This is a genomic window from Bradyrhizobium tropiciagri, from assembly GCF_001189845.1.
GTDB lineage: Bacteria > Pseudomonadota > Alphaproteobacteria > Rhizobiales > Xanthobacteraceae > Bradyrhizobium > Bradyrhizobium tropiciagri.
On sequence record NZ_LFLZ01000110.1, the window covers coordinates 1 to 20,959 of the forward strand.

Annotated in this window: 18 protein-coding genes and 3 pseudogenes; 14 read left to right on the plus strand and 7 right to left on the minus strand. The window is 65.2% G+C overall.

Annotated elements, in window-relative coordinates; all coding sequences use genetic code 11:
* Positions 1 to 213: 213 nt before the first annotated feature.
* From AKN84_RS41725 to AKN84_RS41745, 5 genes and pseudogenes are all read left to right on the plus strand, one after another.
* Positions 214 to 1,379 (plus strand): annotated as a pseudogene (locus AKN84_RS41725) (ATP phosphoribosyltransferase regulatory subunit).
* Complete coding sequence (gene hisG, locus AKN84_RS41730; protein ID WP_050426165.1) at positions 1,376 to 2,353, plus strand: ATP phosphoribosyltransferase; 978 nt, start codon at positions 1,376 to 1,378, stop codon at positions 2,351 to 2,353. Before AKN84_RS41725 ends, hisG begins: the two are co-directional and overlap by 4 nt.
* 138 nt (positions 2,354 to 2,491) lie before the next feature.
* Positions 2,492 to 3,538 carry a glycosyltransferase family 2 protein gene (locus tag AKN84_RS41735; protein WP_050426166.1) on the plus strand — a complete coding sequence of 349 codons (1,047 nt, stop codon included), beginning with the start codon at positions 2,492 to 2,494 and terminating at the stop codon, positions 3,536 to 3,538.
* Entirely contained in the window at positions 3,535 to 4,377 is an 843-nt protein-coding gene (locus AKN84_RS41740; protein WP_050426167.1) for a ChbG/HpnK family deacetylase, read from the plus strand. Before AKN84_RS41735 ends, AKN84_RS41740 begins: the two co-directional genes overlap by 4 nt.
* Positions 4,378 to 4,523: 146 nt before the next feature.
* A pseudogene (locus AKN84_RS41745) lies at positions 4,524 to 5,338 on the plus strand (DUF2076 domain-containing protein).
* Positions 5,339 to 5,491: 153 nt separating this feature from the next.
* Here the strand turns inward: AKN84_RS41745 and AKN84_RS41750 are convergent.
* Entirely contained in the window at positions 5,492 to 6,301 is an 810-nt protein-coding gene (locus tag AKN84_RS41750; protein ID WP_050426168.1) for a L,D-transpeptidase, read from the minus strand.
* Positions 6,302 to 6,611: 310 nt separating this feature from the next.
* Here AKN84_RS41750 and AKN84_RS41755 point away from each other — a divergent pair, with 310 nt between their 5' ends.
* Complete coding sequence (locus tag AKN84_RS41755) at positions 6,612 to 7,388, plus strand: protein phosphatase CheZ (RefSeq protein ID WP_050426180.1); 777 nt, start codon at positions 6,612 to 6,614, stop codon at positions 7,386 to 7,388.
* A 419-nt stretch (positions 7,389 to 7,807) separates the two neighbouring features.
* On the opposite strand, the gene AKN84_RS41760 is transcribed toward AKN84_RS41755, so the two are convergent.
* Complete coding sequence (locus tag AKN84_RS41760; protein ID WP_050426169.1) at positions 7,808 to 8,326, minus strand: hypothetical protein; 519 nt, start codon at positions 8,324 to 8,326, stop codon at positions 7,808 to 7,810.
* A gap of 318 nt (positions 8,327 to 8,644) precedes the next feature.
* On the opposite strand from AKN84_RS41760, the gene AKN84_RS41765 reads away from it, so the two are divergent.
* The 3 genes from AKN84_RS41765 (at position 8,645) to AKN84_RS41775 (ending at position 11,136) form a co-directional block, all read left to right on the plus strand.
* Positions 8,645 to 8,941, plus strand: a complete 297-nt coding sequence (locus AKN84_RS41765; protein ID WP_018269780.1) for a co-chaperone GroES — start codon at positions 8,645 to 8,647, stop codon at positions 8,939 to 8,941.
* A 163-nt stretch (positions 8,942 to 9,104) separates the two neighbouring features.
* A complete protein-coding gene (groL, locus tag AKN84_RS41770; RefSeq protein ID WP_050426170.1) occupies positions 9,105 to 10,751 on the plus strand; it encodes a chaperonin GroEL in 1,647 nt (548 codons plus the stop codon).
* Between the two features lie 94 nt (positions 10,752 to 10,845).
* Positions 10,846 to 11,136: a hypothetical protein gene (locus AKN84_RS41775; protein ID WP_050426171.1), complete on the plus strand. Its 291-nt coding sequence runs from the start codon at positions 10,846 to 10,848 to the stop codon at positions 11,134 to 11,136.
* Positions 11,137 to 11,281: 145 nt separating this feature from the next.
* Here the strand turns inward: AKN84_RS41775 and AKN84_RS41780 are convergent, their stop codons facing one another.
* On the minus strand, positions 11,282 to 11,575 hold the full coding sequence (locus tag AKN84_RS41780) for a hypothetical protein (RefSeq protein WP_050426172.1): 294 nt from the start codon (positions 11,573 to 11,575) through the stop codon (positions 11,282 to 11,284).
* Between the two features lie 222 nt (positions 11,576 to 11,797).
* Positions 11,798 to 12,166, minus strand: coding sequence for an antibiotic biosynthesis monooxygenase family protein (locus tag AKN84_RS41785; protein ID WP_050426173.1), 369 nt, complete (start codon positions 12,164 to 12,166; stop codon positions 11,798 to 11,800).
* A 97-nt stretch (positions 12,167 to 12,263) separates the two neighbouring features.
* Between AKN84_RS41785 and AKN84_RS41790 the strand changes: the two genes are divergently transcribed.
* The 3 genes from AKN84_RS41790 to AKN84_RS41800 all read left to right on the plus strand — a co-directional run bounded on the left by AKN84_RS41790 (position 12,264) and on the right by AKN84_RS41800 (position 14,753).
* A complete protein-coding gene (locus tag AKN84_RS41790) occupies positions 12,264 to 12,740 on the plus strand; it encodes a MarR family winged helix-turn-helix transcriptional regulator (RefSeq protein WP_050426174.1) in 477 nt (158 codons plus the stop codon).
* A 151-nt stretch (positions 12,741 to 12,891) separates the two neighbouring features.
* The gene (locus AKN84_RS41795; protein WP_050426175.1) at positions 12,892 to 14,091 is read left to right on the plus strand and encodes a hypothetical protein; all 1,200 of its coding nucleotides are present in this window, start codon (positions 12,892 to 12,894) and stop codon (positions 14,089 to 14,091) included.
* A 197-nt stretch (positions 14,092 to 14,288) separates the two neighbouring features.
* Positions 14,289 to 14,753 (plus strand): ester cyclase, encoded by a 465-nt coding sequence (locus AKN84_RS41800; RefSeq protein ID WP_050426176.1) that lies wholly within the window; start codon positions 14,289 to 14,291, stop codon positions 14,751 to 14,753.
* 318 nt (positions 14,754 to 15,071) lie between these two features.
* Here AKN84_RS41800 and AKN84_RS41805 read toward each other — a convergent pair whose 3' ends face one another.
* Positions 15,072 to 15,485 carry a GNAT family N-acetyltransferase gene (locus AKN84_RS41805; protein ID WP_430649973.1) on the minus strand — a complete coding sequence of 138 codons (414 nt, stop codon included), beginning with the start codon at positions 15,483 to 15,485 and terminating at the stop codon, positions 15,072 to 15,074.
* Positions 15,486 to 15,708: 223 nt separating this feature from the next.
* Between AKN84_RS41805 and AKN84_RS41810 the strand changes: the two genes are divergently transcribed.
* On the plus strand, positions 15,709 to 16,386 hold the full coding sequence (locus AKN84_RS41810; RefSeq protein WP_050426178.1) for a hypothetical protein: 678 nt from the start codon (positions 15,709 to 15,711) through the stop codon (positions 16,384 to 16,386).
* Positions 16,387 to 16,414: 28 nt separating this feature from the next.
* On the opposite strand, the gene AKN84_RS41815 is transcribed toward AKN84_RS41810, so the two are convergent.
* Positions 16,415 to 16,831 (minus strand): META domain-containing protein, encoded by a 417-nt coding sequence (locus AKN84_RS41815; RefSeq protein WP_050426181.1) that lies wholly within the window; start codon positions 16,829 to 16,831, stop codon positions 16,415 to 16,417.
* Between the two features lie 227 nt (positions 16,832 to 17,058).
* Entirely contained in the window at positions 17,059 to 18,729 is a 1,671-nt protein-coding gene (locus AKN84_RS41820) for an L-lactate permease (protein ID WP_050426179.1), read from the minus strand.
* A gap of 309 nt (positions 18,730 to 19,038) precedes the next feature.
* Here AKN84_RS41820 and AKN84_RS41825 point away from each other — a divergent pair.
* Positions 19,039 to 20,780: pseudogene (locus AKN84_RS41825) on the plus strand (ABC transporter ATP-binding protein/permease).
* The last annotated feature ends 179 nt before the right edge of the window (positions 20,781 to 20,959 follow it).

Consider the following 20,959-nt stretch of genomic DNA (forward strand, 5'->3'; position numbering starts at 1 on the left):
GCCTGAGAGGCGTGCTCACCTCACTCGCAAGTCGGCGCGGCCGGCCCCTAGCCAAGCCGTCGCAAAATCGTTAACGAACCCAATCATTAAGCCACTTGGCTGATCTTTGGGTGATCCCTGTCGTAACCATGGATCGGCCATGCTAAGGGCTCCGCCAACACCACCCATGGAACCGGCCTCGAAACGCGATTGCGGGGCGAATTGGACCTCGAGATGACCGAAGCTGCCGCACCACGATCCGCCGCCGGATCCGCCCTCTGGGCGGATGCGCTGCTGGCCTCGTTCGCGCAGGCCGGTTACGTCAGGTCCGAGCCCGCGATCCTGCAGCCGGCCGAGCCGTTCCTCGACCTCTCCGGCGAGGACATCCGCAAGAGCCTGTACCTGACGACCGACCCGAGCGGCGAAGAGCTCTGCCTGCGCCCGGACCTCACGATCCCGGTGGCGCGCGACTACCTCGCCTCGCCTCGCGCCGGCCAGCCGGCCGGCTTCAGCTATCTCGGGGCGGTGTTCCGCTATCGTGGCGGCGCGCCGAGCCAGTTCCTGCAGGCCGGCATCGAATCGTTCGGACGGCAGGACCGCGCCGCGGCCGACGCGAGATGCTGGCGCTGGCGCTGGAGGCGACCACCGCCTTCGGGCTGAAGGACGTCGAGATCCGCACCGGCGACGTCGCGCTGTTCAACGCGCTGATCGATGCGCTCGAGCTCTACCCGGTATGGCGGCGCCGCCTGATCAAGGATTTCAACCGCAAGGTCTCGCTGACCGACGACATCGAGCAACTGACACTCTCGACCGCGCCGGGCCGCAACGAATATGAGGGCGTGCTCGCGGCCCTCGCCGGCTCCGACCGCAAGGCGGCGCTGGCGCTGGTCACCGACCTGATGTCGATCGCCGGCACCACCAATGTCGGCGGCCGCACGGTCGCCGAGATCGCCGATCGCTTCCTCGAGCAATCGACCTTGAAGGCCGGCGCGCTGCCGCGCGATGCGGTCGCCACCATCAAGCGCTTCCTGTCGATCTCGGGCGATCCCGACGACGCCGTCGCGCAGCTGCGCGCGCTGGCCTCCGACGCCAAGCTCAACCTCACTGCTGCGATCGACCAGCTCGAGAGCCGGGTCGGCTTCATGGCCGCGCGCGGCATCGACATCCGCAAGGCGCGGTTCTCGACCGCATTCGGCCGCGGCCTCGACTATTACACTGGCTTCGAATTCGAGCTGCACGCCAAGGGCAACGGCAGCGAACCGCTGGTCGCGGGCGGCCGCTATGACGGGCTGATGTCGCAGCTCGGATCGGCCAATCCGATCCCCGCGGTCGGCTTCTCGGTCTGGATCGAGGCGATGACCCGGCATGGCAAGGCCGCCGGCCGCGGAGCCACCCAATGAGCACGCCCTTCGTCGTCGCCGTTCCGTCCAAGGGACGCCTGCAGGAAAACGCGGAAAGCTTCTTCGCGCGCGCCGGGCTGACCCTGTCGAAGGCCGGCGGCGCGCGCGACTATCGCGGCACCATCGCCGGCGTCGACAATGTCGAGATCGCCTATCTGTCGGCGAGCGAGATCGCGGCCAATCTGGCGCGCGGCGCCGTGCATCTCGGCGTCACCGGCGAGGACCTGGTGCGCGAGAGCATTCCGGATCCCGACAAGCGCGTGCTGATGATCGAAGGCCTCGGCTTCGGCTATGCCAATGTCGTGGTCGCGGTGCCGCAGGCCTGGATCGACGTCCGCACCATGGCCGATCTCGACGACGTCGCGAGCGGCTTCCGCGAGCAGCACAATCACCGCATGCGGGTTGCGACCAAATACATCAACCTGACGCGCGGCTTCTTTGCGAAGCACGGCGTCGGCGACTACCGCATCGTCGAGAGCGCCGGCGCCACCGAAGGCGCGCCCGCGGCCGGCACCGCCGAATTGATCGTCGACATCACCACAACAGGCGCAACGCTCGCCGCCAACGGGCTGAAGGTGCTCGACGACGGCGTGATGCTGCGCAGCCAGGCCAATCTGGTGGCCTCAAAGGATGCCGACTGGTCGACCGGCGCCCGCGAAACCGCGCGCGTGATCCTCGACCACATCGCCGCGCGGGCCCGCGCAGCCAAGTACCGCGAGGTCCGCACCCGCTTTGCCGGCTGCAACGACGCGCTGCTGTCCGAGGCGCATCAGCGTTTCGGCGTGGTCGCCCCGTTCGGCGGCCCGACCTCGTCGGGCATGCTTACGCTGCACTGCCCACCGGGCAAACTCTATGCGCTCGGCAGCTTCCTGCGCGAGCACGGCGCCGAAACCGTCTCGGTGGTGTCGCTGGACTATGTGTTCGACCGCGAGAATCCGCTGTTCGCCAAGCTCGAGGCGTTCCTGCGACAATGAGTCGGCCCGGCCGTTCATCTTGGCGACAGCCGGCCGCCGGTACCATATTGTGTTCATGATCGCTCGTTGTGACGCGTTTTCTGCACGCGAACCGGAACTCGCTACGCCCGGAAACGCTCTAGTTCTGGAACCTGACCGATGATGCTGGGCTCTGACGTTTCCAGCCTGACCACGACCGCCAAGACCGCCGCCGCGCAGGGTCTGTCCATCGTCGTGCCCGTCTACAACGAGGCCGCCGGGCTCAGTGCGCTGCACCAACGGCTGATCGACCTCGCAAGGTCGCTGCGCGCCCGTTACGGGCTGGCCTGCGAAGTGATCTATGTCGACGATGGCAGCGCCGACGATACGCTCACCATCGCGCGCGGCCTGCCCGCCGATGGGCTCGACCTGCAGGTGGTGTCGCTGTCGCGCAATTTCGGCAAGGAGGCGGCGCTGATGGCCGGCCTCGACCATGCCCGCCGCGGCGCGGTGCTGTTCATGGATGGCGACGGCCAGCATCCGCCCACGCTGGTGGAGCAACTGGTCGCACACTGGATCGATGACGGCTACGACGTGGTCTACACGGCGAAGGCGCATCGCGACAATGAATCGGCGGCGCGGCGGCTTGCCGTGCGCGGCTTCTACGCGCTGATCAACTGGGGCGCGCGGCAGCAGATCCCCGAGGATGCCGGCGACTTCCGCCTGCTGTCGCCGCGCGCGGCCGCGGCCTTGCGGCAATTGCCGGAGCGCAACCGCTTCTTCAAGGGCCTCGCCAGCTGGATCGGCTTCAAGCAGATCCGCGTCGACTACGAGCCGGCGCCGCGCGCGCATGGCGTCACCACCTTCAATGCCGGACGGCTGATCGGCCTGTCGATCGAGGGCCTGACCTCGTTCTCGGTGGCGCCGCTGCGTTTTGCCAGCCTGCTCGGCGCGCTGCTCGCGGGCGCGGCCTTCCTGTTCGGCCTCTCGATCCTCTGGGAAGTCTTGACCACCGGCAAGCAGGTCCCCGGCTATCCGTCGCTGATGATCGGCGTGATGACGATCGGCGGCGTGCAGCTGATCATGATCGGCATCGTCGGCGAATATATCGGCAAGATCCTCTCCGAGCTGAAGGCGCGGCCGATCTACTTCGTCGCCGAGCACACCGAGAAGCACGCCGACGGCGGCGCGACGCAAGATGCCTCCGAGCGGACCGCCGCCGAATGAGCGAAGCTTCGCCGCGCCGGGTCTGGCTGTGTGCTGACGACTATGGCTTGAGTGACGGCGTCAACCGCGCGATCCGCGATCTGATCGAGCGCGGCCGCCTCAATGCGACGTCGGTGATGATGGTGACGCCGGCGATCGGCCGCGAGGCTGCTTCCGCATTGCAGGAATCGGTCGCGAAAAGCCCGCGCTGCGCGATCGGGCTGCATGTGACGCTGACCGCGCCGTTCCGGCCGCTGACCATGCATTTCCGTCCGCTCGACGGCGACATGTTCCTGCCGTTTCCAAGGCTGTTGCGCGCCGGGCTGATGCACCGGCTCGACGCCGAGTTGGTTCATGCCGAGGTGCTGGCGCAGTTCGACGCCTTCCACGAACTGTTCGGCCGCGCGCCCGATTTCGTCGACGGCCACCAGCACGCGCAGCTGTTCCCGCAGGTGCGCGACGGCTTCCTGCGCGCCGTGAAGGAGCGCGCGCCGGACGCCTGGGTGCGGCAGTGCGGCCGCGAAGGTCCGCTGGCGCGTCAGCTGGCGGCGCCGAAGGCCCTGGTGCTCAACGTGCTCAGCACCCAGTTCCGGATCAAGGCGCAGCGATCGGGCCTGCACTTCAACCCGGCCTTTGCCGGCGCCTATGATTTCACCCGCGAGAACGATTTCGCGGCGCTGATGCGCGGCTTTCTCGACGGGCTGCCGGAGGACGGGCTGGTGATGTGCCATCCCGGTTTCGTCGATGAAACACTTGAGAGCCTCGACCCGCTGACCACGCAGCGCGAAACCGAGCATGCCTATCTCGCAGGCGACGATTTCCTGGCGCTGCTGGCCCTGAATAAAGTAACACTCGAATAAAGTTACACGGGCCTGACAAGGTTCATAAAGAAACCTGCGGTCGTATTGTCGCATACATAAATTTAATTCTGGGCCCCACTCCTTGCGCCACAAAGCCCGTCCTACATCAGCCGCGCGCCGATTCGATCGACGCGATGGAGAACGCCATGACACCGCAAGAACGCCAACTGATCGACGATCTCTTCGACCGGCTTGCCAAGCTGGAGAATGCCCCGCGCGACAGCGAGGCCATGTCCGCGATCATGCAGGGCCTGCGCAACGCGCCGAATGCGGTCTACGCGCTGGTGCAGACCGCGCTGGTGCAGGACGAGGCGCTGAAGCGCGCCCATGACCGGATCCAGGAACTCGAGGCCGCGGTCGGTCAGCAGCAGCCAGCCCAGCAGCAGGGTGGCGGTTTCCTCGATTCGATGCGCGATGCGATCTTCGGACAGGGACAAGGCCAGCCGCACGGCTCGGTGCCGCCGGTGCGCCCGCCGGATGTTGGCGGCGGCCGCCCGGTCTGGAACTCGGGCCAGGCGATGCAGCAGGCCGGCGGCTATGGCCAGCCGCCACAGCAATACGGTCAACCGCAATACGGCCAGCCCCCGCCTTCGGCGGCGGCGCGCCCGGTGGCGGTGGCGGCTCGTTCCTCGGCACGGCGGCTGCGGCGGCGGCCGGCGTGGTCGGCGGCGGATTGCTGCTCTCCAGCATCCGCGGCATGATGGGCGGCGGCGCCCACCAGTCGCTGGCCGATGCCGGCGGCCTCGGCGGCGGTTCGCGCCCCTGGGGCGGCGACCAGTCGTCAAGCGACCTCGCCCGTGACGCCGGGATCAATGATGTCGGTTCGTCCGGTCGCGACAGTGATTACGGCTCGCGCGCCGGCGCGTTCGACCAGGCGCAGGCCGACCGGGACAGTGACGATGATCAAGACGCCGACGACTTCGACGACAACGGCGGCGACGACAACAGCGATTACGCGTAAACGCGATCGCTGAAACGACAACGGCCGCTCCAATCGAGCGGCCGTTTTAGTTTGATCAATCGTAACCCGGATGAAGCGAAGCGCAATCCGAGGCAGGTCTATCCGCGATGAAGTCCGTCCCGGATTTCGCTTCGCTGCATCCGGGTTGCAATCTCACATCACGACGACCTTGGCGCCGACATTGACGCGGCCGTAGAGGTCAATGACGTCCTCGTTGCGCATCCGGATACAGCCGGACGAGACGTTGGTGCCGATCGTCCAGGGCTCGTTGGAGCCGTGGATGCGATAGAGCGACGAGCCGAGATACATCGCACGCGCCCCGAGCGGATTCTCCGGGCCGCCTTCCATGTGCCGCGGCAGGTCGGGACGGCGCGCCAGCATTTCCGGCGGCGGCGTCCAGGCCGGCCACTCCTTCTTGGCCGAGATTGTCTTGGTGCCGGCCCAGGTGAAGCCGGGCCGTCCAACACCGATGCCGTAGCGCAGCGCGCGGCCGTCGCCCTGCACCAGATAGAGGAATTTGTTCGGCGTATCGACGACGATGGTGCCGGCGCCTTCCTTGCCGTGATAGTCGACCAACTGCTTTTCATACTGCGGATCGAACGGACGCTGGGTCGGATCGCCCATGGCCTCTTGCTGCTGACGGATCATCTGCTGCTGCGGATCCATCGGCGGCAGCCCCTGGCGGTTGCCGTAATAGGCGGGCTGCTGCTGATACATCGGCTGCGGCGCGTAACCCTGCGACGACGGCGCATCGCCGAACAGGAATTCGATGAAGCCGCCGCCCATGTTGGAGCGTTGCGGCTGCACATAGGCGGTGCGCATCGGCGGCTGCGGTGCGCCCTGGTTGGCGTAGATCACGGTGGGCTCAGCGGAGGACACCGCGTCGATCGCCATGGCGTGATGGGGAACGGCAATAAGAGAAGACGCGCCGGCGAGCAGCGCAAGCGTGGTTTTCCTGAACATCGACGTACTCTGTACTGGTTTCGTCGTGACGTGATGCGCGAGGGCGCCGACTTGCGCCGTTGCACGTGGTCAATAGGCAATGAAAACCGCATCGGTTTGGTAAACGGATCGGCCGTTTGGATTCACCACGTCGGCAATGCGGCGCGGTTTTACCCGGTAGCGTTTATTTTGCGTGAACGCCGCTGCGACATGGTTAATCACAGGTAGCGCCGCGGTGGCGCACGATCCGCGCAAACTGTTCCCGCGTGAACCTGACGTTAAATCCGCACTGTCTAGAACGGAGTGCAGTGAAGGGGCGGGAATGAAAATCATGTCAGTGAAGCGCAAGCGTTTTCGTGTCGAGCAGGCGATGGGTGAGGTTGTGATGCCGGAGCCGGAAGTGGCCGGTGGCGCCGACGTCGGTCCGATGCATCGCGAGATCATGGCCGAGCTTCGCTCGATCCGTGCCCAGATGGCCGCGACACCGGCACAGCGCAGCGGCGACAGCGTCGATGCCGCGGTCGCCCGCGAAGTCGCCGAGACGCACGCGCTGCTCGAGACCTACCGCGCGCAGGTCGAACAGTGCGAGAAGCTCAAGGTCGAGCTCGATTTGATCCACGACGCGATCAGCCGCACCAAGCGCGAGATCGCCGTGCTGCACGGCAAGAGCTTCAACGGCGAGGAGATGGCCAAGGTCAATGGCGAGCTCGGCGCCGTGGTCGGCGGCACCGAACAGGCCACCCAGCAGATCCTCGAAGCGGTCGAGGCGATCGACCAGGCCGCGACCGCGCTCGCCAACAACGTCACGCCCGACCAGCAGAAGCGGCTCAGCGAAGACATCCAGGAGCGCGTGGTCTCGATCTTCGAGGCCTGCAACTTCCAGGACCTCACCGGCCAGCGCATCAGCAAGGTGATGCAGACGATGAAGTTCATCGAACAGCACATCAACGAGATGATGAACATCTGGGGCGGCGTCGACGCGATCAAGAGCCACTCCCCCGCGATCGTCGATACCCGCGAGGGCGACGCCCGCCTGCTCAACGGCCCCAAGCTCGACGGCGACGCCGGCCACGCCTCGCAGGACGACATCGACGCGATGTTCAACTGAGCGAGCGCCAGATCATTACGAAAACGCCGGCCCTCGGGCCGGCGTTTTTTTGTTTGGGCGGCAGTCCAACCTCGTCATTGCGAGCGAAGCGAAGCATCCATCGTTCCGCAAACGCGGCGGCATGGATTGCTTCGTCGCTTCGCTCCTCGCAATGACGGTGCATGTTCCCGTCTTCCCTTCTCCCCTTGTGGGAGAAGGTGGCATAGGCGGCCTTCGGCCGCCGTTCTTAGAACGCCGACGCTTCGCATCGGCTATGGCGCCGGATGAGGGGTTGTCGCCGCATGCTCAAAATCGCGAGAGGGTCACTCGCGGAGAGATACCCCTCACCCGAATTGCATCTGCGATGCAATTCGACCTCTCCCACAAGGAGAGAGGTGCACTGCCGATGTGGCACTAGCTCGGAAGAAACTCAGGTCTCGTTACGCCCGCGGCGCGCAGCGGACGTAGACCATGTTGCCGTAGCGGGTGGCGGCGTCCTTGTCGACGAAGCGGGTGATCAGAACCCTTCCGTCGAACGAGATGATCTCGCGGTCCTGCTCGCCGGGCACAGGTCCGGGCGGGCCGATATAGTTCTTGCCGCTCGGGGAACCCTTCAGCCGCAGTTCCTGCGGGGTGGCCTGGTCGGCCAGATGCATGATGACGCCGCCGTTCTGGCCGGCGCCGATCACGTAAGGCTGCTTGCACTGGCCGCGCGCGGCGGCCTCGGTGCGGGCGCGGTCGGCGGGATTCTGGAACGAGGCGAGACCCCAGCGGCCGACGATCTCGTCGGGGCGGATGCTCGCCGGCATTTCCGGGGCGACCCCCGGTTCGGAGGGCGCCGGCTCGGGGTTCGACGACAACGACGGCAGGCTCATGCTGCCGCACGCCCCCAAGAGTGTCGTCAGCGCCGAAACGGCCGCGAACCGTGCGACCAATCGCGCGTTGATTGACCTGATCATATGTATCCCCCGACAATGTCCCGGCCGCACCCGTCCTGCAGCCAAGCGTAAAACTTAAGACGGAGCAATGACGTCTGACAAAATTACGTCATCGCTACGATTTGGTTTCTGGTCCACCATCCTATATTGGCCTCACCAAGGCCTTAACCCGTTTGCTTGACAGAAACCGCGCCAAGCCATATTTCCCGGCGCACAATTAGCACTCTCGCACCACGATTGCTAAATGCGCCGGGCGTCCTGCCCTGCGCCGACCGGGCCGGCATTCAACGCCGGTCCCGATGAACCGGACCTGAAACCGAGCCTCCAAGAGGGAACGTCATGGCTAAATCCACCTTCCGCCCACTGCATGACCGCGTCGTGGTCAAGCGCATCGATGCCGAGGAGAAGTCCAAGGGCGGCATCATCATTCCGGACTCGGCCAAGGAGAAGCCGTCGCAGGGCGAGATCGTCGCCGTCGGCCCGGGTGGCCGCGACGAGGCCGGCAAGCTGATCCCGATCGACCTCAAGGTCGGCGACCGCGTGCTGTTCGGCAAGTGGTCGGGCACCGAGGTCAAGCTCGACAACCAGGAGCTCCTGATCATGAAGGAGTCCGACATCATGGGCGTGCTGGCCTGATCACACCTCTCTCCGTCACCCTGAGGAGGCAGCGCAGCTGCCGTCTCGAAGGGTGAGCCCCCACAACTTCATCCTTCGAGACGCGGGCCAAGGCCCGCTCCTCGAGCAATAACGGCAAAAGCCGTTATGCAAGGGATGACGCCTTTTCCAGGAGTTCAAATCAATGGCTGCCAAGGACGTAAAATTCGCCGGAGACGCCCGCGACCGCATGCTGCGCGGTGTCGACGTGCTCGCCAACGCCGTGAAGGTGACGCTCGGCCCGAAGGGCCGCAACGTCGTCATCGAGAAGAGCTTCGGCGCGCCCCGCATCACCAAGGACGGCGTCACCGTCGCCAAGGAGATCGAGCTCGACGACAAGTTCGAGAACATGGGCGCGCAGATGCTGCGTGAGGTCGCTTCCAAGACCAACGACACCGCCGGTGACGGCACCACCACCGCGACCGTGCTGGCCCAGGCCATCGTGCGCGAGGGCGCCAAGTCGGTCGCCGCCGGCATGAACCCGATGGACCTCAAGCGCGGCATCGACACCGCGGTCGCCGCCGTGATCAAGGACATCGAGAAGCGCGCCAAGCCGGTCGCCTCCTCGTCGGAAGTTGCCCAGGTCGGCACCATCTCGGCCAATGGCGATGCCGCGATCGGCAAGATGATCGCGCAGGCGATGCAGAAGGTCGGCAATGAGGGCGTCATCACCGTCGAGGAGAACAAGTCGCTCGAGACCGAGGTCGACATCGTCGAGGGCATGAAGTTCGACCGCGGCTATCTCTCGCCCTACTTCATCACCAACGCCGAGAAGATGACCGCCGAGCTCGAGGATGCCTACATCCTGCTGCACGAGAAGAAGCTGTCCGGCCTGCAGTCGATGCTGCCGGTGCTGGAAGCCGTGGTGCAGTCCGGCCGTCCGCTCCTGATCCTCGCCGAGGACGTCGAGGGCGAGGCGCTGGCGACGCTGGTGGTCAACCGCCTGCGCGGCGGCCTCAAGGTCGCCGCCGTCAAGGCGCCGGGCTTCGGCGATCGCCGCAAGGCGATGCTCGAGGACATCGCGATCCTGACCGGCGGTCAGCTGATCTCCGACGACCTCGGCATGAAGCTCGAGAACGTCACGGTGAACATGCTCGGTCGCGCCGGCAAGATCGTGATCGACAAGGAGAACACCACGATCGTCAAGGGCGCCGGCAAGAAGAAGGACATCGACGCCCGCGTCGGCCAGATCAAGGCGCAGATCGAAGAGACCACCTCGGACTACGACCGTGAGAAGCTGCAGGAGCGCCTCGCCAAGCTCGCCGGCGGCGTTGCCGTGATCAAGGTCGGCGGTGCGACCGAGGTCGAGGTCAAGGAGAAGAAGGACCGTGTCGAGGACGCGCTGAACGCGACCCGCGCCGCGGTGCAGGAAGGCATCGTGCCCGGCGGCGGCGTCGCGCTGCTGCGCGCCAAGAAGGCGGTCGGCCGTCTCACCAACCCGAATGCCGACGTCCAGGCCGGCATCAACATCGTGCTCAAGGCGCTCGAAGCTCCGGTTCGCCAGATCTCGGAGAACGCCGGTGTCGAGGGCTCGATCGTGGTCGGCAAGATCCTCGAGAACAAGTCGGAGACCTTCGGCTTCGACGCCCAGACCGAGGACTATGTCGACATGGTCGACAAGGGCATCATCGACCCCGCCAAGGTGGTGCGCACTGCCTTGCAGGACGCCTCCTCCGTGGCCGGCCTCTTGGTGACCACCGAGGCCATGGTCGCCGAAGTGCCGAAGGACGCGGCGCCGGCGATGCCGGGCGGCGGCGGCATGGGTGGAATGGGCGGCATGGGCGGCTTCTGAGCCCCCACTGCACATCCGCATCGCAATCGAAGGCCGCCTCGGGGCGGCCTTCTTTTTTGCGATTTGATCATGATCGAGATGTAAAGACGATCCGATGTCCCGCGACGCCAAATCACTGACGACAACGCTGGCGCTGTTCTACGCGATCGGCGCGCTGCTCGCATTGGGCGCCTATGTCCAGGACCGCGCCGATGACTTTGCGGTCGTCGTAACGTTCTGGTTCAAGCAGACGCTGACGTTCGCCGTTCTCGGCGCGGGCTATGGCCTCTATTACGTGATCTCCGGTTCGATCGGTCGTCGTCCAAAGGCGCCGCTGCGATCTCTCGACATTTCCTTCCTGACCGGTGTCGCCACGCTCGCTGTTCTCATGGCGATCCACGGTTGAGCGATCTTTGACGCGACGCCCAGATCGTAGGGCGGATTAGCGAAGCGCAATCCGCCGCATCTCGACGCGAACGGCGGATTACGCCTCCGGCTAATCCGCCTGACGGGCCATCTTTTGGCATGTGACCTTTGACACCCGATACGATTTAGAGAGTCAGATCCGACTGATGGCGAATACCTTCGGGGCCAATCCGGCAGCACCATTTTACGTGGGGAAAATGGACGGTGTATCTATTCCGGATCACCACGCCTTCGGCGACCAAGTTGTCGGGCTCACCGCTCGCCCCAATATCATCGGAATAAATTGCGATTGGGAGACCTTCGACGAGCTCGATATCGTTCCCATCGACATCCTGCTTGATGTCGGTTTGCGAAAGCAAAACGACGTCCCGTTCCATCAGTTCGTTGAAATCGACGTAGAACAGCGGACGCTCTGCCATTGTGTAATCCGTTCCAGGTGCTTGCCCTCGCCTTGGCCAAGCATACCATGGCGCTCTGCGCCGGCGAGGTGCTGATCGCTAGGACGCTTTGCATCACCGTCATTGCGAGGAGCGATAGCGACGAAGCAATCCATTTTTCCGCTTGCGGCATGATGGATTGCTTCGCTTCGCTCGCAATGACGTGGATGGGCCGGGACAACCCCGGCCGTGACGAATGGCAAACTACGCCACGCACACACCCGACACCGCCACCTTCTGGAACAGATGCGGCGATGCCACCGCCGACGCTGGATAGGCCGACAGCTTGGCCCTGAACTCCGGGTTCATGAAGGCGGCGCGGAACGCGGCGGTGGACTCCCACACCGCATAGTTCAGATAGGCCGGGCTGTCGCCGAGCGCGCGGTGCAGCTGGGTCGAGATGAAGCCGGGCTGCCGCTTCATGATCGCGGCATCGTCCTGCCAAGCCCTGAGGAAGGTGTCCTCGTCGGCCGCATCGAGCGTGAAGAGGTTGACGAGCACGACGTTGGTGGCCTCGACCGCGAGCTGGCGGTCGATCGGGAATGCGGGGTCCAGGGGGCGCATATACGGCATGGCTTGCTCCGTTGATATGGTGCTATGATGTCATTTCGATCATATCGATACATATCAATATTGACATTATGATGTCAATATACACCTATGGTGACAAATGCCACAGACCAAGCGAACGCCGGCGGGTGAAGCCCTGAGCGGCCTGATTCTCGACCTGTTCAGGCTGAACAGCCTGCTGTTCACGTCAGGCGACCGGCTGGTGGCGGGGCTCGGGCTGACCAGCGCCCGCTGGCAGATCCTCGGCGCCATCGTCACCGCGGAACGCCCGCAGCCGGTCGCGTGGCTGGCGCGCGACCTCGGCGCTGCCAGACAGAACGTGCAGCGGATCGTCAACGACCTCGAAAGGGACGGGCTCGTCACATTCGAGACCAATCCGCATCATCGCCGCGCCCAGCTTGTCGTGCTGACCGACAAGGGCCGGCAAGCCTTCGACGCGGCGATGCGCCTGCAACTGCCCTGGGTGAACGGCCTTTCCGACGGACTGTCCGTGAAGGACATCGAAACCGTGAGCCGCGTCGTGACGACGCTGCGCGGCAGGCTGAAGAACGGCGAGGAACCTGCCGAACGCGGATGACGCACGGCACATCTGCATTCGTCATGACAGTGCCAAAGGTCAGTTCAGCCCAAACGCGACAGCCGCCGTCACGCGGCCTTCTTTTTTGCGCAATGACACGGAGGTTTGCTAGTTACGACGGAACCGATTCTGCCCTTCGAGGACTCATCGTATGCGCGCGCTCCCGCTCCTGCTGCTCGGTCTTGCCGTCGCCTCGGCGCCTGCCCTCGCCCAGATGAAGCTGCAAACGAAGCCGGCGGCCGGTGGCGGGCCCGAGACGCGCTATTTCACCGCGATCGACGGCCTGATGGACGGCAATGCCGACGTGGTGCTGAAGGAAACCCGCCAGGGCAAGGCCGTGACCGCGGCCGTGCTCGACGTCTGCTATCCGGCCGACAAGAGCTCCGACCGCAAGGACCGCTTCGTCGCCACCCTCACCGTCAACGGCCAGACCCTGTCCGGCAGCACCCAGAGCGTCGCCGACAAGCAGCCGGTCACCATCAAGCTGAACCGCAAGCAGACCGGCGACAGTTTTGAGTTCCGCGGCCAGATCACGATCGGCCAGACCGTGACCGAGGTCGCCTCGACCGACAATTCCGATCTCAGCGAGAAGGAATTCCAGGACAACCAGGCCACCGAGGACGGCATCACGCCGCAGCCGAAGGACTTCACCGACGTCTCGCCGGAATCGATCGGCGTGCGGGTGAAGCTCGATGCGGCGGCCGACTTCCTCAAGAGCCTGAAGGGCGAGGCCGTCGAGATCGGCACCTCGAGCCTCTCGGTGACCTGCGATGCGATGCGCTCCGGCGAGCAGACCATCAGTCTCACCGTCGATCCCGAGCACGCCAGCGCGCTGCTCGCCAAGGTGAAAGCGGCGCCCGGCGTCACGGCGGCCGGCTGGACCAGCGGCGTGGTCGAGATGGACCGCACCATCCGCTTCGCGGCCGCCGACTGGCGCGACGGCGACAAGATCAACAAGGACAAGCTCGCAACCGCGATCGCCGGCGTGCTGGCGAAGACGCTTGTCGCAAAGCCCGCCTCCGCGACCTGGAATGCGAACACCGGCAAGCTCAAGCTGGTGCTGAAGCGCCCCAGCGCCGTCTACCCTGCGCTCGGCCTCACCCAGAACTACGAGGTCACCGCCCTGGTCTCGCCCGACAAGCCCGGCAGCTCCGACAGACTGATGCTGTGGGTCTCGAGCCCCACCGTCTCGACATCGGACGACAGCGCCGGCGCCAAGCTGAATCTGTCCGACGATTCCAGCAGCGACGAGGAAGGCAGCGAGGCCAAGGACGACAACGGCGCGATCGACGCGCTGCTCAAGGAGTTCAAGGGCCAGCGCTGGGACGCCGACAAGTCAGTGTGGCACTGAGCCACCCGCTTCCCGATTACTCGACGACGTTCGGGAAGCGGCGCCAAGCATCATATCGACAAAGCGGAATTTCGTCTGAAGGCTAACAGCACGCCGATCCGGAATCGGGTGGTGCGGCACTCGTCTGACATTGCCTAATGCGCGCATTGACACAGCGCCGGTCGTGAAACCGGCAACGCGCACATGGAGACGATGAGATGTCAGAGCAAAACAAGAATGTGGTCGGCCGCTGGTTCAAGGAATTCTGGGGCAACCCCTGGAATCCGCGCATCATCAACGAACTCGCCACGGCCGACATTGTCGTGCACTACCCGATGCACGAACCGAAGAAGGGCCGCGCCGCAGTGACGAAGTTCATGACCGAGTTTCGCGAGGCGTTTCCGGATCTGAATTTCTGGGGCGTCGGCGATCTCGTCGCGGAAGGCGACCTCGTCGTCGGCCGTTGGGAAGGCGGCGGCACCCACACCGGACCCGCGTTCAGCGACTTCCGGCTCGGCTCGCTGCCCGCGGCCTCCGGCCGCAAGATGACGTTCGCTGGCACGACCATGCTGCGCGTGCAGGACGGACGGATCGCCGAGGAGCTCGGGCAGGAAGATGCGATCACCGCCATGCTACAGCTCGGACTCATTCGCCTGCCCGAACAGAGTGGCTACGCCGGGTAAACCGGCGCTTCATCGACGATCGCATCGCGGCTACCCGAACGCACTTTCCGTGCGCTCCGGTAGCGCAAGCGATCGGCTCAGTGAAATTGAAGCGCTCTAATCCGCAGGCTCGCTGGACCAATTCCAATGTTGCCGCGCCGGCAACGCATCTCCTGATGCGATGCCGGCGCGGCGTTGAAAGGCTGCATACTGTGCGGCGAAATCGAGCATGCGTCCGCTATAGCCGTGGCCGCAGACCGAAACGACCCGCTTTGCGGAGACGACGTCCGGAAACGACCGCTGAGCTGCATGATGCGCGAGCGACGCCGCCGGCGGACGTCAGAGGTACTTGGTCATGAACAGGCTGAGCGGATCTGGCGCGTAGCCGGCGAACGGCGGACATTCCAGGTAGCCGGCGGCGCGATAGAGCCCGATCGCCTCCGCCTGCCGGATTCCGGTCTCCAGGCTGATGTGCGCGATCTGCCGGCGCCGCGCCATCTCTTCCGGCGCGTCGAGCAGGCGGCGGCCGAGCCCGTAGCCGCGCGCGTCGGCGCGCACGAACATCCGTTTCATCTCGGCATGATCGGGCGCGATGAGGCGGAAGGCGATCGACCCGATCACCTCGGCATCGCGACGCGCGACGAGGAAGACCGCGTCCGGGACGGCAAGCACCTCAGCGGCGGCGAGGTGATTGCTGTCCGGCGGATACAGCGCCTGCATGTAGGCGTCCGACAGATCGATCAGCCGCCGCACCTCCGGCTGCCGCGGGTCTTCGGGAGCGATGCTGATTCGTGGCTCGTGCATCTCTGGCTGCAATGCAGTGGCGTGGTTGCGATTGTCGGCCGCCCTCGCCGCCCCGTCAATTTACGGGGCCTGCGACCAAAAGACTTCGTGCTGCCGCAGTTCGGTCACCGAAAATTAAGGCTCGATTTAGTTTCGAGGATCATCCTTTGCGTCACCGAACACAGGTCACGCCATGCAAGACCGCGAGCCGATCAACCCTGAGAGCATCTGGCCGACAGATGTGACGGAGGGTCATTCGCCGGCGCAGACGGCGGACCTCTGGGACGTCTCAAACGAGAACCACGACGCCGCCCTGCTGCTGCGGGAGCCGTTCGCCGACCGCATCGGCACCGCGCTGCTGGCCGCCACCGCGCTGGCCGCAAGCTTCGTGCTGGGATGGACCGGTGGCGCCAACTGGCACGACTTCGCCAGCCCCGCGCCCCTCCCCGTCGCCCAGAAGGAAGCCCCCGCCCCGCACGTTGCAGAGGCACTGCCGAGCCGCAGGAGCGAGAGCCCGCGGCGGACCGCGTCGAATGCCGAGCCTTCGGTCACCGGCAGCATTCCGAAGACCACCCCCGCCAGCCCGCGCCCGCAAGTGCTGGGGGCCGCGCCGACGACGCTCGGCGCGCAAGCCGCCATGCTCGGATCGAAGCCGCAGCTGGCAGCCGGACCGGAGACACGGCCGAGCACGATTCCCGGATGGTCGGTGGTCGAGGTCCGCGACGGCACCGCCGTGCTCGAGGGACCGGAGGGCGTCAAGATGGCCGCGCGCGGCGACGTCGTCCCTGGCCTTGGCCGCGTCGATTCCATCGTGCGCTGGGGCAACCGCTGGATCGTCGCCACCGCAAGCGGATTGATCGCAACGCCCTGAATGCCTGCGCCGACGCGATCGACCGCGGTCAGTTGCCGTTGATCAGGAAGCGCAGCGACTTGCTTCCGGAGAAGATCACCTCTTCATTATGCCGCCGCCAGCTCGTCATGTCGCCAAGCGCCGCCAGCAGATCCTTGTCGGCCTGCGCCCGGTCCGGCGTGCAGGTGCGGTTCTCCATCGCGCCGGGAACGAAGACGATGGTGTTGCCGGCAACCGAGAACTGACCCTTGCCGCCATCGCACCACAGCTCGAGGATCACCTCGCCATTGTCGCCGACCTCGATCGAGGGGATCCGCTTGGAGCCCGGCATGCGCGCGGCGTCGAGCGTCATCACGTCGCCGAACGGGAAGCCTTCCTGAGCCCTGGCCGGAATCGCGACCAGAGCCGCGGCAAGGAGCGCCAACGCGGCCATGCCGCCGTTCAGAATCCGCTTCATCGAGACCATGCCATTCCCAGGATCGCTTTTGAGCATGATCTCCGCGCAAACGCGTTCGCGCTTGTCGCGAGGGAAAACCGGCTTCCACTTTTCCGGATCATGCTCTGATGCCGCCCTTCTATGGGACGAGGCCGGGATTGGCCAGCTTGGCCGCCCGAGAAAAAACGCTTGAAAATGCAAAATCCCCGCGGGCTCGTGACCCGCGGGGACCTTCGCTTGGGCGACGCCTCGCCTCGTTATTTCAAGACCAGCTCCGTGAACGGATACACATAGGCCTGCAGGGTCACGAACAGACCGACCAGGCACGCCAGCACGATCGAGTGCAGGAACACGTAGCGCAGGATCGAGCCCTCGTGGCCGTACCAGTTGGTGGCGGTCGAGGCGACCACGATCGATTGCGCGTCGATCATCTTGCCCATCACGCCGCCCGAGGAGTTCGCCGCCGCCATCAGGATCGGCGGCAGGCCGAGCTGCTCGGAGGTGATCTTCTGCAGATTGCCGAACAGCACATTGGAGGCGGTATCCGATCCGGTCAGCGCCACGCCGAGCCAGCCGAGCAAGGTGCCGAAGAAGGGATACAGCACGCCGGTCGCGGCGAAGGCGAGGCCGAGCGTGGCGTCGACGCCGGAGAGCCGGGTCAGCGTGCCGATCGCCAGCATCGCCGAGATCGTGATCAGCGAGATCGCGCAGAGGCGGATGGTGCGGCCATACTCGGCGATCAGCTTGAGCGGCGAGAAGCCCATCAACAGACCCGAGATGATCGCGGCGATCAGCATGCCGGTGCCGGTGAACGACAGGTAGGTGAAGCTGAACACCGCGCCTTCCGCCGTCGGCTTGGCGGCCACCGGCGGCACCTTGAAGATCAGCTTGTCGAGCTCGGGGACCGCAAAGTTCCAGGTGAAGTTGGCGTTGGCCCAGGTCTTGAAGGCGCCATTGCCCCAGATCAGCATCAGGATGCAGACGATGATCCACGGCAGCAGTGCGCTCCACAATTCGCTTTGGGTCAGCGGCGTCTTGTCGAGCGGTGGCGCGGAAGCCATCGTCGCCGCCGATTCATCGCGTCCGCGCAGCGCCGGCGACAGCCAGAGCTGCTGCGGCTGCCAGACCTTAAGGAACAGGATCAGTGCGCCCATCGAGATCAGCGAAGCGCCGATGTCGACGATCCAGGGATTGATGTGGTTCGAGATCACGTATTGCGGGACCGCAAACGACACGCCGGTGACCAGGATCGCCGGCCACACTTCCTTCATGCCGCGCCAGCCCGCGAACGCCCATACCACCCAGAACGGCACGATCAGCGAGAACAACGGCAGCTGGCGGCCGACCATGGCGCCGAGGATGTAGGGATCGAGCCCGGTGACCGAGGCAAGGCCCTGGATCGGCGTGCCCAGCGCGCCGAAGGCGACCGGGGCGGTGTTGGCGATCAGCGACAGGCCGGAAGCTGCGAGCGGCGAGAAGCCGAGCCCGATCAGCACCGCGCCGGTGATGGCGACCGGCGTGCCGAAGCCCGAGGCGCCCTCGAAGAAGGCGCCGAACGAGAATGCGATCAGCAGCAGCTGCAGGCGGCGATCCTCGGTGACGCCGCCGACCGCGCGCTTGAGCAGCTCGAACTTCCCGCACCTCACCGTGACCTGGTAGAGGAAGATGACGTTGAGCACGATCCAGCCGATCGGGAAGAACCCGGTGACGACGCCGAGCAGCGTGGCGCGGATCGACATGCCGGCCGGCATCGTGAAGACGAAGATCGTGATCAGGTTGGTCACGATCACGGCGATGATGGCGGCGATATGCGCCTTCACCTTGCCGCTGGCGATCAAGACCAGCAGCGTGACCACGGGAACCGCGGCGGCGATCGTCGACAGCCCCGCATTGCCCAGCGGATTGTAGATTTGATTCCAGGTGTTCATCTCGGGATCCTTCCCACATTCTTATGCAGCGCGCCGGCATCGGTGCAGGCAGGCGCGCTGGTGCGATTGCGGGAGTCCGTCGGAAAAGTGATGGCCCCGGCTCGCGAATGAACGATCGGTAAGGATCGCTCACATCCTCGCGAAAAATCGAAGGTCCCCCGCCCCTCGCCGTTGTCGTCATGCTAGGGTTGACTCGATCGCCGGGACAAGCCAACGCTTGCATGCCAGACCTACGACTTTAGTCGAGGATCGCCCTGATTGTCCCGATTCTTCAGGCCTTTGCGGCCCCTTCCCCGGAGACGATAATCTGTGAAAAACATTCGCTCGACGCTCGCGACGGTGTGGCGCATCGCCTCGCCCTACTTCAACTCCGATGACAAATGGGCAGGCCGGGGACTGCTGGCCGCGGTTATTGTCATCGAGCTTGCCAGCGTCTTTCTCACCGTGCTGTTCAACCGCTGGAACAATGTTTTCTACAATGCGCTGCAGGAGCGCGATCAGGCGGTCTTCACCTATCAGATCGGCTATTTCTGCGTGCTCGCAGCGTTCTGGATCGGACTGAAGGTCTACCAGTCTACCTCAATCAATGGCTGCAGATCCGCTGGCGGCGCTGGATGACCACGCGTTATCTCGGCGGCTGGCTGCACGATGCCAACCACTACCGCATGCAGCTGCTCGGCGATGCTGCCGACAACCCGGACCAGCGTATCGCCGACGACACCCAGCGCTTCGTCGAACAGACCCTGACGCTCGGGATCGGATTGTTGAGCTCCGTGGTGACGCTTGCATCCTTCGTGGTCATCCTGTGGGGCCTGTCCAATCAGGCGCCGCTGCATCTGTTCGGCAACGACATCGCGATTCCCGGCTATCTGGTCTGGGGCGCGCTGGTCTACGCGATCCTCGGCACAACCTTGACCCATTTGATCGGCCGGCCGCTGGTCGACCTCAACTTCCGGCAGCAGCGCTTCGAAGCCGATTTCCGCTTCAACCTGGTGCGCACGCGCGAGAACGCCGAGCAGATCGCGCTGCTCGAGGGTGAGCCGGCCGAGCGCACACGGTTGCTCAATCGGTTCGGTTTCGTGGTCGGGAACTGGCTCGACATCATGCAGCGAACCAAGAAGCTGACCGCCTTCACCGCGACCTATTCGCAAGCCGCCGTGATCTTCCCCTACGTGCTGATCGCGCCGGCCTATTTCGCCAGCAAGATCCAGCTCGGCGGCATGATGCAGACTGCGTCCGCCTTCAGCAGCGTGCAGGATTCACTGTCCTTCTTCATCACGGCCTACCGGACGCTGGCCGAATGGCAATCGGTGGTCGCACGACTTGATGGCTTCGAGAACTCGATCCGCGGCGGCGATGCACTCGCGCAGCGGCAGGACATCATCCACGTCAAGCCCGCCGGCGGCCGTGGCATCGAACTCGACGATCTCGTGGTCACCCTGCCCGACGGCAAGCCGTTGCTCGCGGCCGACGGCTTCAGCCTTCCCGGCAACCAACGCACCCTGGTCACCGGACCCTCGGGCGCCGGCAAGTCGACGCTGTTCCGCGCCATCGCCGGCATCTGGCCGTTCGGCAAGGGCGCGATCAATGTCCCCCCCGGTGCCACGCTGATGATGCTGCCGCAACGTCCCTATCTGCCGATCGGGTCGCTGCACGACGCTGTGGTCTATCCGGGCGAGGCCGCGAAATTCGACGCGGGACGGGTGCGCGAGGTCCTCACCGCCGTCGGACTGCCGCAGCTCGCGGCGCGGCTCGGGGAAGAGGCGCACTGGAACCGGATGCTGTCGCTCGGCGAGCAACAGCGGCTCGGCATCGCCCGCGCACTGCTGCATGCACCGCAATTCCTGTTCCTGGACGAGGCGACCGCCTCGCTCGACGAGCCATCGGAAGCCGCGCTCTACCGACTGATCGCCGAGAGGCTGCCCGACACCACGGTGGTGTCGATCGGCCATCGCTCGACGCTCGATGCGTTCCACCAGCACAACGTCGCGCTGGTCCGTGACGGCGAGCGCTTCACCCTGCGCGATAGGGTCGAGGCTCCGGCGTCGTAGGCAAGCGGAGTCGGGCCGCGGGCGCGGGTCACCTCTCCCTTGGGAGAGGTCGATTTGCGCAGCAAATCGGGTGAGGGGTCACGGTCTATCGAGAGAGCAAGACCCCTCACCCGGCGCTACGCGCCGAACTCTCCCCCGGCGGGGACGAAGTTCGGAAATCGGAACGGCCCGCAGGGCCA

Coding starts and splice junctions, on each gene's coding strand:
- hisG (WP_050426165.1), top strand. CDS start 1,376: ATGAGCACGCCCTTCGTCGTCGCCGTTCCGTCCAAGGGACGCCTGCAG.
- AKN84_RS41735 (WP_050426166.1), top strand. CDS start 2,492: ATGATGCTGGGCTCTGACGTTTCCAGCCTGACCACGACCGCCAAGACC.
- AKN84_RS41740 (WP_050426167.1), top strand. CDS start 3,535: ATGAGCGAAGCTTCGCCGCGCCGGGTCTGGCTGTGTGCTGACGACTAT.
- AKN84_RS41750 (WP_050426168.1), bottom strand. CDS start 6,301: ATGTTCAGGAAAACCACGCTTGCGCTGCTCGCCGGCGCGTCTTCTCTT.
- AKN84_RS41755 (WP_050426180.1), top strand. CDS start 6,612: ATGTCAGTGAAGCGCAAGCGTTTTCGTGTCGAGCAGGCGATGGGTGAG.
- AKN84_RS41760 (WP_050426169.1), bottom strand. CDS start 8,326: ATGATCAGGTCAATCAACGCGCGATTGGTCGCACGGTTCGCGGCCGTT.
- AKN84_RS41765 (WP_018269780.1), top strand. CDS start 8,645: ATGGCTAAATCCACCTTCCGCCCACTGCATGACCGCGTCGTGGTCAAG.
- groL (WP_050426170.1), top strand. CDS start 9,105: ATGGCTGCCAAGGACGTAAAATTCGCCGGAGACGCCCGCGACCGCATG.
- AKN84_RS41775 (WP_050426171.1), top strand. CDS start 10,846: ATGTCCCGCGACGCCAAATCACTGACGACAACGCTGGCGCTGTTCTAC.
- AKN84_RS41780 (WP_050426172.1), bottom strand. CDS start 11,575: ATGGCAGAGCGTCCGCTGTTCTACGTCGATTTCAACGAACTGATGGAA.
- AKN84_RS41785 (WP_050426173.1), bottom strand. CDS start 12,166: ATGCCGTATATGCGCCCCCTGGACCCCGCATTCCCGATCGACCGCCAG.
- AKN84_RS41790 (WP_050426174.1), top strand. CDS start 12,264: ATGCCACAGACCAAGCGAACGCCGGCGGGTGAAGCCCTGAGCGGCCTG.
- AKN84_RS41795 (WP_050426175.1), top strand. CDS start 12,892: ATGCGCGCGCTCCCGCTCCTGCTGCTCGGTCTTGCCGTCGCCTCGGCG.
- AKN84_RS41800 (WP_050426176.1), top strand. CDS start 14,289: ATGTCAGAGCAAAACAAGAATGTGGTCGGCCGCTGGTTCAAGGAATTC.
- AKN84_RS41810 (WP_050426178.1), top strand. CDS start 15,709: ATGCAAGACCGCGAGCCGATCAACCCTGAGAGCATCTGGCCGACAGAT.
- AKN84_RS41815 (WP_050426181.1), bottom strand. CDS start 16,831: ATGGTCTCGATGAAGCGGATTCTGAACGGCGGCATGGCCGCGTTGGCG.
- AKN84_RS41820 (WP_050426179.1), bottom strand. CDS start 18,729: ATGAACACCTGGAATCAAATCTACAATCCGCTGGGCAATGCGGGGCTG.